Source organism: Alkalibacterium olivapovliticus (assembly GCF_003003275.1).
Classification (GTDB): domain Bacteria; phylum Bacillota; class Bacilli; order Lactobacillales; family Carnobacteriaceae_A; genus Alkalibacterium; species Alkalibacterium olivapovliticum.
The window spans coordinates 42,186-51,277 of record NZ_PVTO01000019.1; the positions used below are offsets into that span (position 1 = coordinate 42,186).

Below are 9,092 nucleotides of genomic sequence, written 5' to 3' on the forward strand. Positions count from 1 at the left end.
CTTTATTCAATAATTGCCTGCAGAACATCCTGTACCTCTTCCAGCAAGTCAGAGGGCAGCTTTTCTTTGAACTGAATGCCTCTTGAGATGTAATCCATTGATTTTAACTGTTCACACATAACAGATCCGCTAGTATCCGTTCTTTCGTCCAGTCGCACATGTGTGGGGTAGTGACGACTAGCATTAGTTATAGGCAGAAAAAAGGCAAGAGACGATTTCTGGCTCAATAGTTTATTACTAATAACCAGTGCGGGTCTGTTGCCTTTTTGTTCATGTCCACGTTGGGGATTTAGATTTATGTACACTATGTCCCCTTGTTCAGGTATATAGTGTGAATGACGAGAAGACTGATTCATATATATTTGACCTCCTTAAAAGATTTCCGCTCCTTGAGAATCACCTGAGTCCCATTCTTCAGGTTTGTACTCACCCTCGTAATGGGCAAAGCGTTCTTCCAGTGTCTGATGGGTGTGTTGCTTCTCGAGAATGATTCGGTTGTTTTCAACATACATATTGAGTTCTTCTTCTACAATAAAACCAGCTTTATTTAACTCGTCCTTTGATAAACGGATGGCTTGACTGTTTCCCCACTTACTTATTTTAACCGTACTATCAGGCGATTTCTTATCTGCAGTGTAAAATGGCATGGATTCATTATTCACAAGGTGTACACCCTTTCTATTATTTGCTTTAAGTATATCCCGTGTATATCCAAAGTTCAAGGGTAAGCTAATGCATAAAAGACCGTCCGTGTGTTAAATGTGACCGTTCGTTAAAAATTTTACCATACGATTTGATTTGAGTTTATGATACAGATGAGGTGATGAAAGATGGAAAAAAAATCAGAACAAACCTATTCCACAGTTAATAATATGATATTTCTGTTTAAGGAAATCTGGCAGTATGATAAAAAACTGATCCTGCATGTTGTTCTGGCAGGGGCATCAGAGATGATTTTGCCACTGGCGACGCTGGGACTGACAGCACTCGTGATTGATGCAGTAGCAGAGACTGGAAGTGCTAGCCAACTGATGCCGGTGTTTGGAGCATTGCTATTATTAGTGTTAATTTTAACGATTGTTTCAAAAACAAGTATGAATACATTGAATTATCAGGGGAACGCTTTTCGAGTAGTGGTATTAAATAAACTGGCTATGCATTTGACCTCTGTCGATTTTGAGATGTTCGACGGCAATAAAGGACAGGAAAAAATAAACAAGGCTTTTGATACAGCCAACTCTCCTCAGCAGGTCTTTCAACATAGTCTTATTGTATTTGAATCAGCAGTCAAAAACAGTTTAGGTTTTCTCGTCTACAATTACTTACTTGCAGACATTCACTGGCTGTTCATCTTATTAATTGCCCTATCGTCCATACTTAACTTTAAATACAGTATGTATGTTAATAAGAAGGAAGATGAAAATAAGGAATTTGTTTCGCCCATCACGCGAAAGCTAAACTACTTAAAAGAACGAACAGGAGACTTTAAACAGGCTAAGGATATGCGACTCTATAAAATGGAAGACTGGTTCGGTTCATTGTTTAAAGAATTGAGTGCAACTAAATACAGCTATCTGGAAAAAATCCTTCGAAAAAAATTCGGAGGCAACATTCTAAATGGTCTATCTTCTATTCTCGTTGATTTAGTTGCTTATGTTTTTCTCATTCAACTGATCATACAAGGACAGATCAGTGTAGCCAGTTTTACTATTTATTTTGGAGCTATCGCCACCCTTTCTAACTGGATCAGTGGGTTGTTGAAGAATGCAGTAGACATCAATAAGATGGGGATGGAAATAGATGACTATAAAGCATTCATGGCAATCGAAAGTGAGATGAACCAGGGAGAGGGGATAAAAATAGATGGAGCAGATTTGGGGGCCGATCCTATTGAATTTAAAAACGTTTCCTATCTTTATCCGGATGCAGAACAGGAAACGATCAAGGACTTTAATGTCTCAATTAAACCTGGAGAAAAGATTGCCTTAGTGGGTATTAATGGTGCAGGGAAATCTACACTGATCAAACTATTGACTGGATTATATCGACCGACAGAAGGAGAAATACGGGTCAATGGACATTCAGTAGATGACTATAACATTGAGGACTATTTCGATTTATTTTCAGTCGTATTCCAAGATTATTATGAATTACCGGTCACCATCGATGAGATGGTCATACAAGGCCAAGATGAAGATACGCTGAAACTAAATAAAGTAAAAAAACGAAGTGGCTTAAACAGAATAATCGAAAACTTGCCTCAGAAAAGTCAGACTAAATTAGTCAAACGTGTGTATTCGGATGCTGTTGATTTATCCGGAGGCCAAAAACAGAAACTTCAGCTGGCAAAAGCTTTGTACAAAAATGGACCGATTCTGGTTTTAGATGAACCTACGGCAGCGCTTGATTCGATTGCAGAAAGTGAGATATATAAACAGTACGAAGAACTGTCGAAAGATAAAACGTCAATTTTTATTTCACATCGTCTGGCATCCACTCGTTTCTGTGACCGTATCCTTTTTGTTGAAGATGGACAAATTATCGAAGAGGGATCACATGCTCAGTTGATGAAAAAGAAGGGTCATTACTATAAGATGTTTGAAACGCAGAGTTACTACTATAAAAATGAAGGGGGTGAAGAAGATTATGCAGTCGTTTAAGGCGAACACTCAGTTGATCTGGAGAGGATATAAAGAAGCCTATTCTTTTGAACCCAAACTGATTATTTTTAGTATACTTCAAGGTATGTTCCAAGCCGTTATGCCTTTTGTCTCTCTATTTTTCACCTCGTGGATTTTAAATATACTATTCGTGAATCCCTCTTTTGAAGAACTAACACCAGTGATTGCAATGACGCTCATCGCTTCATTTGCGTCGGCGCTTTTAGCGAACGGACTTGACCACTACAGGATAGCTTTGATCTATCAAGCGAGAGATAAAAAAGATATGAAATTGAATAATAAAGTTATTTTTATGGATTATGAATTCATTGAAAAATCAGACGTGCATGAGATGAGAAACAATCTGGATATGGCCGAACTAACCGGAGGACAAGGTATTTTTTATATTTTCTCAGAGACTAAACGTCTGGTCAGTCAGCTGTTTACTTTGCTCATCTCAATAGGGTTTGTACTCAGTCTGTTTTTTGCAGAAGTACCAGAAGAGAGCCCGCTCTCCTACCTGAATAGTCCATGGTTTCTAATCGGTACAGTCATCGGCTATGTCTTATATTATATGTATGCATCCAAACTGTATAAAAGAGTGGTCAATGCCATGTATAGTATGCTGGAAAAAGGAGCACATACTAATAACATATACGGATTCATAATGGGACAATTAATGGATTATCAGTCAGGAAAAGAAATACGGTTATACAAGCAGCAGAAACTTTATGATAAAGTGTTTGATAACATGAGTCAGATGACCTATCAATCACTGACTGATATGCAGCATGAGGAAAATAAAGGGACCATTGTACTTCAGACTTTGATACATCTGGTCTTAGGGTTAGGTTTCCTCTATTCAGCCCTTAAAGCAATAGGAGGAGCGATTCTTCCAGGTTCTATCGTCATTTATACTGGAGCCATCTCAAATTTCGTTCAAACCTTTCCAGAACTCGTATCTGAAACGTCCAGACTATATAATAATCACAAATTTCTTGGTAAGTATTTTGAATTTCTTGAGCTGAAGAGTGTGAAACATGAAGGAACACTCCCAGTCGAAAAAAGAGTGGATAATGAGTATGAACTCGAAGTGCGAAATGTTTCCTTTAAATACCCTGGAACTGAGGACTATGTTTTGAAAAATATCAACCTTAAATTAACAATTGGAGAGAAGATGGCTATAGTCGGAATGAACGGAAGTGGGAAGACAACGTTCATTAAACTTCTAACAAGATTGTACGATCCGACTGAAGGCGAGATTTTACTGAATGGTATCGACATTCGAAAATACGATTATGACGAATACCTGCAGTTGTTTTCGGTGGTCTTCCAGGATTTCGGGTTGTTTTCCTTTGATTTAGGTCAGAATGTAGCAGCATCTACAGAATATAATGAAGAAAAGGTTATATCAGCCATTAAAGATGCCGGATTCTTCTCACGCTTTGAAAAATTGCCGAATGGGTTGAATACCTTTCTTTACCAGAACTTCGAAAAGGAAGGAGTCGAGATTTCCGGTGGTGAGGCACAGAAAATCGCAATGGCCAGAGCCATTTATAAGGATGCGCCCATCGTCGTCTTAGATGAACCTACCGCTGCGCTGGATCCGATTGCCGAGTTTGAGATTTACTCTCATTTTGATAAAATCGTTGGAGATAAGACTGCTTTATTCATTTCTCACCGTTTATCGAGCTGTCGATTCTGTGACGAGATAGTAGTGTTCGATGAAGGCCGAATCGTTCAGAGAGGAACTCATAATGACTTGGTCAAACGAAGAAATGAAAAATATTATGAATTATGGAATGCACAGGCTCAGTATTATGTTGAAGATAATGAGGGGCTAATCAAAGAAGTTGCCTTAACCTAGTTAAAACAGCACACAAAGAAGCAGTCAACTCTGATCCTATTGATCAAGGTCGACTGCTTTTTCTGTTAATTAATCCATCCTCTTCAAGGGCTTAACGGCCGGGCCATTCAGCACTTCGCCGGAATAGGAGAATCGGGATCCGTGACATGGGCAGTCCCATGAGCGTTCACCGTCATTCCACTCAAGACCGCAGCCCATATGTGTGCAAGTGGTCTTGATCAAATGCAGAGCCCCCTCCTTGTCGCGGTAACCTCCAAGTTTTTTGCCGTTAACAGATACGATTCCGCCTTCATCAGTTTTTAAGTCATCTGGTGTTTTGTCCGGTCGTTTAGCTTTTGTCCAGACTAAATCTTTGCCGACAGAGACGTTTTTCTTGGTGAATTGAGTGGCATCTTTGAGGCTGAATTTGCTTCGGGTCGGATTAAACAAGTTGGTATAGGCATTCGGTTTCTCCAGGACTAAATCTGAGAGGATCTTTCCTGCAGTTGCACCCATCGCCATTCCCCATTTATTGAAACCAGTCGCGACATACACATCTTTTGAGGTTCGTGTCATTTGTCCGATATATGGTAGTTTATCCAAGGTTGTCATATCCTGAGCCGACCAGTGATTGAGCACGCTTCTCAAACTGAAATACTCTTTTCCATAGGCTTTCAGGTTATCGTAATGTTCCTGTGTCGGCACGCTGCTTTTACCCGTCTGGTGACTTTCACCTCCAATCAAGAGTAACGGCTTGCCGCTCTCGTCTTTAACGGTTCTTAAGGAACGAGTAGGGGATTCCGCACTGATATACATCTGCTCAGGAATAGTGCCGTCAACTTCAGCGACGAGGGCATATGACCGCTTGATAGTCAGTTTTGAAAAATACAGTCCTTTAAAATCATTAAAAGGGTAGTGTGTAGTCACCATAACTTTTTGACAATCAATGACTGACCCATGTTCAGTCAGCACAGCCGTCTTCTGCTTCAGTAAACTCACAGCTCTTGTATCCTGATAAATTTTCCCACCAAGCCTGGTGATTTCTTCTGCCAGTTTTGACAGGAATTTTACAGGATGAAATTGGGCCTGTTCAACCATTGTCAAAGCCGCCTCTGTCGGGAAAGGCAGGTCAGAGACTTGTCCATTTGTAAGATACCCGTTGATGCTCAATGATTCATATGCACGTGCTTCTTTTTCAATCTGTTTCTTTCCTTTTTGAGAAGTAGCGTAAACAACGGCTTCTTTTTCTTCAAAGTCACAGTCAATAGACAAAGTCTCTGCCGTTTCTTTGACAAACTGGATGCCATCCATATTGGCGTCATAATAGAGTCGGGCCTTGTCTTCATTAAAGGTTTTGATCAGTTCGCTGTATAGGAGTGAGTGCTGCGCGGATAGTTTGGCTGTCGTATTACCTGTTACACCTGAAATGAGTTTTCCGGAGTCGATCAGTGTTACATCTTTACCAGCTTTAGCAAGGCGGTAGGCTGTGATGATCCCTACGATACCTCCGCCGATTACTGCGAATTCAGTTGTCACATTATCGTTTAAAGAAGGATACTCTGGGACCGGATGTTCAAGCCAGTAGGCGCTAGGGAACTGTGTCAGCGTGGAATCAGTGTGATCGATTGACATAAGATAACCACCTTTTTTTAAGATAAATACGAGTATGTTTTCTAAAGTATAGCACTCTCTTTTTCGAAAATAAAAGGATACCCTTATGTAGGTTGTTTTATTAGTGTATAAATATACAAAGAGGCTATAAGGTAAAGGGCTTATATAAATAGTATCTGTTAACTGTTCTAGACTATTTTTGATACACTATGGGTAATAAATTGAGGATGACCCCTTACAGCTTAAACGGGGACTGGAAATTATTTTGGAGGAGGAACTATCATGTGTGGACGTTACGGCTTAACGGTATCTGAACAAGAATTGATTGACCGGTATCAGCTTGATCCCGAGGACTATTCGTTAGATGCCTATGAAATCGAAGAAAAAGAGGAAATATTTCCGACGACCGAAAATATCGTGTTACTGCCGAATCATAAATTGTATCCTGTTAAATGGGGATTCACTCCCAGTTTTGCCAAGCGACCGCTGATTAATGCCCGAAGTGAAAGTATTCAAGAAAAAAAGACATTTAAAGAACCCTTCGCCACTAAAAGATGCATTGTGCCAGCCAGTTATTTTTTTGAATGGAAAAAGAATGAAGATCAGAAGAAAGAAAAGAAACTGATCAGAGTCAAGGATCTCCCTGTTTTTTCGATGGCTGGAGTATGTGAACGGTACACGGATGACAACGGTAAAAGCTACTTAACTTACGCCATACTGACAACGGAGGCAAATGATCAAATGAAGCCAATTCATGACCGGATGCCTGTTATTTTGGATCAAAAAGACGAAGCGATGTATTTGAAGCTGGATACTGATCTGACGAAAGTGCAGACATTACTCAAGCCAACTAAGCGTGAATTAGTGATTGAATAGGGATACGGATGATTTTAAATGGATCAAAAGCATAGTGTAACGATATTACGCTTATTAAGTGTAGATAGCTTATCTGGTTACAGAAGGGTATGAGCGGTCTAGTCAGTGAAATCAGAAAATGCCTGAGTAAGGGGTATTAGGGTATAAACCGCTTCATTTGATAGTATAGGTGTCAGCTCGGAGAATAGGCCTATGCTCATTCAAAACACCTTGATGTTTTAGTTTAAATCAGCTTCCTTTTGCCTTCTTTTAATGTCTCTGGCTGGTCGTTCCACTCCAGAAACTCCATCCGGTGACCAAAGAAGCTGTAAGTATAAAAACGGCGGGCTCCAGGCATGTTTGAATCCTCTTCATATGCAATGCCGTGTTCGTCCAGGCGATCCATCAGCTCTTGAATGTTCTCAATGTCAAAAGCTGGATGTCCTCTTTTTTCGGCATGATGATCTTCATCCAGACCGATGTGCATGATGTGTTTACCCATATCGAACCAGAGGCTGTCAAAGTGGCTGAGTGAATCGGGTTTTTCGACTTCCGGACAACCCAGAACCTCGGTAAAGAAGTAGCGGGTCTCTTTCTCAGTCCCAAGTGGGGCGGTCAGTTGAAAATGGTCGAATCCGTTGAATTTAAATGGCATCGTATACACTCCTCAATTAGTTTCTGATTCAAGTTTAGCATACAGGGAAGTGTTTTCTGAACAGGAGAGCATTCTGAAAAATGAAACACCAAACTAAGATTGGTATTATTTCCCTTTAACGCTTGCATTTTTTTAGGAGTGTGCTTAAATTAAGGTAACTGAACGGATCATTTATTATATGGAGGCTGCCATGAATAAAGAAAGCAACTCAACAGAACTTAAAATCTTCGCTTTAAATTCGAATCGTCCTTTAGCAGAAGCAATAGCTGAAGAAATAGGCATCGAATTAGGAGAAGCAGACATCACCCGGTTTGAAGACGGAGAGATTCGAATCAACATTGAAGAAAGTGTTCGAGGAGATGACGTCTACATCGTCCAGTCGACGAATGATCCAAGTAATGACTATATTATGGAAGTTCTCATTATGATTGATGCTTTAAAGCGGGCGAGTGCCCGAACAATTAATGTTGTAATGCCCTATTACGGCTACGCAAGACAGGACCGCAAACCGGGTCCGAGAGAAGCCATCACAGCTAAAGTAGTGGCTAACATGCTGACGATTGCTGGAGCAACACGAATCATATCAATGGACCTGCATGCACCTCAGATTCAGGGATTCTTCGACATTCCCGTTGATCATTTGTCAGCAACTGCCATACTGGTCAATTACTTTATCGACCACAACTTCGGCGGCGATGGAACGGTCATCGTCTCGCCTGATCATGCGGGTGTTTCACGCGCACGCGAAATGGCAGAACTGCTCGATTCCCCTCTGGCAATCATCGACAAACGCTCAGCTGGTCACGAAGTAGATGAAGAACTGAATCTTGTGGGAGATGTCAAAGGATGTACCTGTATTTTATATGATGATATTATCGATACAGCTAAAAAAGTAACGAGAGCCTGTAAACTGTTGAGAGAAGCAGGTGCAAAAGATGTGTACGTCTGTGTGACGCATCCTGTCCTTTCCGATAATGCAGTTGAGCGAATCAATCATTCCGGGATCAAAAAAGTTGTCGTGACCAATACCATCGATATCAAAGAAAAAGAGACGTGTTCATTTATAGAAGTAATCAGTATTGCACCGATTATTGGAGATGCCATTTTGCGCATTCAGGGGCATAAATCCATTAAACCCCTCTTTGATAAAGATTATGTAGACCGACTGACCCATTAAATAGAAAGAAAATTATAGTTCAAAAAAATGATATAGTATTAGATTAGTATTTTGTCTAGTGTAAAAACCAGTCGGAGAATTACTACTTTTGATTAAACGATTGTATAGCCTCATAATAATTTATTGACGTTAGTAGAATTCTTAGAGTTAGCACCGAGTGTATATAATTTTGACTATGCACATGTTACTATTTAACTTGAATAATTCATAGTACCTTGTCAGAACAGGCATTTATCCCGCTTTGATAAGGTTTATCACTCTATTCCTTCTTCACCCGTTGGGTGAAGA

The 9,092-nt window shown here is 40.2% G+C and carries 8 protein-coding genes; 4 read left to right on the forward strand and 4 right to left on the reverse strand.

Going from position 1 to position 9,092, the window contains the following annotated elements; genetic code table 11:
- Positions 1-2: 2 nt before the first annotated feature.
- Complete coding sequence (locus tag CLV38_RS09495; protein ID WP_106194682.1) at positions 3-356, reverse strand: type II toxin-antitoxin system PemK/MazF family toxin; 354 nt, start codon at positions 354-356, stop codon at positions 3-5.
- Positions 357-371: 15 nt separating this feature from the next.
- Positions 372-662, reverse strand: a complete 291-nt coding sequence (locus CLV38_RS09500; RefSeq protein WP_106194685.1) for an AbrB/MazE/SpoVT family DNA-binding domain-containing protein — start codon at positions 660-662, stop codon at positions 372-374.
- A gap of 168 nt (positions 663-830) precedes the next feature.
- Between CLV38_RS09500 and CLV38_RS09505 the strand changes: the two genes are divergently transcribed.
- Positions 831-2,660, forward strand: a complete 1,830-nt coding sequence (locus tag CLV38_RS09505; protein ID WP_106194688.1) for an ABC transporter ATP-binding protein — start codon at positions 831-833, stop codon at positions 2,658-2,660.
- On the forward strand, positions 2,647-4,527 hold the full coding sequence (locus CLV38_RS09510; RefSeq protein ID WP_170068868.1) for an ABC transporter ATP-binding protein: 1,881 nt from the start codon (positions 2,647-2,649) through the stop codon (positions 4,525-4,527). The genes CLV38_RS09505 and CLV38_RS09510 overlap by 14 nt, the downstream gene beginning before the upstream one ends.
- 69 nt (positions 4,528-4,596) lie before the next feature.
- On the opposite strand, the gene CLV38_RS09515 is transcribed toward CLV38_RS09510, so the two are convergent.
- Positions 4,597-6,138, reverse strand: a complete 1,542-nt coding sequence (locus CLV38_RS09515) for an FAD-dependent oxidoreductase (protein WP_106194697.1) — start codon at positions 6,136-6,138, stop codon at positions 4,597-4,599.
- A 261-nt stretch (positions 6,139-6,399) separates the two neighbouring features.
- Between CLV38_RS09515 and CLV38_RS09520 the strand changes: the two genes are divergently transcribed.
- Positions 6,400-6,993 carry an SOS response-associated peptidase gene (locus tag CLV38_RS09520; RefSeq protein WP_106194700.1) on the forward strand — a complete coding sequence of 198 codons (594 nt, stop codon included), beginning with the start codon at positions 6,400-6,402 and terminating at the stop codon, positions 6,991-6,993.
- A 223-nt stretch (positions 6,994-7,216) separates the two neighbouring features.
- On the opposite strand, the gene CLV38_RS09525 is transcribed toward CLV38_RS09520, so the two are convergent.
- Positions 7,217-7,627: a VOC family protein gene (locus tag CLV38_RS09525; protein WP_106194703.1), complete on the reverse strand. Its 411-nt coding sequence runs from the start codon at positions 7,625-7,627 to the stop codon at positions 7,217-7,219.
- A 190-nt stretch (positions 7,628-7,817) separates the two neighbouring features.
- Here CLV38_RS09525 and CLV38_RS09530 point away from each other — a divergent pair, with 190 nt between their 5' ends.
- Positions 7,818-8,804: a ribose-phosphate diphosphokinase gene (locus CLV38_RS09530; RefSeq protein ID WP_106194706.1), complete on the forward strand. Its 987-nt coding sequence runs from the start codon at positions 7,818-7,820 to the stop codon at positions 8,802-8,804.
- Positions 8,805-9,092 lie beyond the last annotated feature (288 nt).

Coding starts and splice junctions, on each gene's coding strand:
- CLV38_RS09520 (WP_106194700.1), top strand. CDS start 6,400: ATGTGTGGACGTTACGGCTTAACGGTATCTGAACAAGAATTGATTGAC.
- CLV38_RS09495 (WP_106194682.1), bottom strand. CDS start 356: ATGAATCAGTCTTCTCGTCATTCACACTATATACCTGAACAAGGGGAC.
- CLV38_RS09515 (WP_106194697.1), bottom strand. CDS start 6,138: ATGTCAATCGATCACACTGATTCCACGCTGACACAGTTCCCTAGCGCC.
- CLV38_RS09530 (WP_106194706.1), top strand. CDS start 7,818: ATGAATAAAGAAAGCAACTCAACAGAACTTAAAATCTTCGCTTTAAAT.
- CLV38_RS09510 (WP_170068868.1), top strand. CDS start 2,647: ATGCAGTCGTTTAAGGCGAACACTCAGTTGATCTGGAGAGGATATAAA.
- CLV38_RS09525 (WP_106194703.1), bottom strand. CDS start 7,627: ATGCCATTTAAATTCAACGGATTCGACCATTTTCAACTGACCGCCCCA.
- CLV38_RS09505 (WP_106194688.1), top strand. CDS start 831: ATGGAAAAAAAATCAGAACAAACCTATTCCACAGTTAATAATATGATA.